2 pseudogenes are annotated in these 902 nt (G+C 76.6%); one reads left to right on the top strand and one right to left on the bottom strand.

Annotated elements, in window-relative coordinates:
- Window positions 1–320 (top strand): annotated as a pseudogene (locus G3I40_RS08580) (NERD domain-containing protein); the annotation flags it as partial.
- Window positions 321–341: 21 nt separating this feature from the next.
- On the opposite strand, the pseudogene G3I40_RS08575 reads toward G3I40_RS08580, so the two are convergent.
- A pseudogene (locus tag G3I40_RS08575) lies at window positions 342–902 on the bottom strand (ATP-dependent DNA ligase); the annotation flags it as partial.

The following is a 902-nucleotide window of genomic DNA, read 5'->3' as shown; positions in this document are numbered from 1 at the left end:
ACGTGCTGCCGGTGCGCAGGCAGCGGGTGCGGGTGAGCGACCCGATGGTCACGGCGGGCCGGAGCGAGCCGCAGCCGTTGCTGCGCCGGGTGCGGGCCGACGCGTCGCGGGCGTCGTTCGCGCTGACGGCGGAGGTGCGCGCCGGCCTCGTCCTGGTGGAGCCCGCCGCACTGGACGTCCTGGCGCCGCCCCGGGACGTACGGCTGCTGACGGACACGGAGGTCTCGGGGCTCGCCCGCTCCGGCGGGCTGCTGAAGCCGGCGGACGTGGAGGCGCTCTTCGCGATGGCGCGGGACCGGGAGACGTGGGCGCGGGTGTAGCCCCCCCCGCCCCCGACGCGCTCAGCGGAACCTGACGGGCTCCGCCGAGAACGCGCCGTGCCGGGTGCTGCGCTGACGGATCTCCAGGGTCAACTGCCCTTCGGGCGGCAGGAGTTGGTACGTCACCTCGCCCACGCCGACCGCGGTGACCACCGCCTGCCGTCCCGTCCCCGGCGGCAGCCGGTCCGCGGCGTCCGCGCGCAGCCCCGCCGCGAGCGGCGTCGTCAGGATCGGCGAGCCGTCACCGGGCAGGGTGACCACCAGGGCGCGCGGGCCGGTCGCCGGGCCGGTGAAGCCGATGACCAGGGCGTCCCTGGTGTCGCTGTGCCGCAGCTTCAGCCAGGTGCGGCGGCCGCCCCGGTAGTGGCTGTCGAGGCGCTTGGCGACCAGGCCCTCGATGCCGGTCGCGGGCAGCGTCTCGTACCAGGTCAGGGCGGTTTCGCGGTCGGTCGTCGACGGGACGGGCTGCAGCGGGGGACCCAGCGGCGTCAGCAGCGCGACCAGACGGGCGCGGCGCTCGGTGTAGGGCAGGGCGCGCAGGTCCTTGCCGCCCTCGGCCAGCAGGTCGAAGGCCGCGTACGA

This window comes from Streptomyces sp. SID14478 (assembly GCF_010548525.1).
GTDB lineage: Bacteria > Actinomycetota > Actinomycetes > Streptomycetales > Streptomycetaceae > Streptomyces.
Note: the sequence above shows the minus strand (reverse complement) of the source record. Positions and strands in the feature narration are given on the sequence as shown.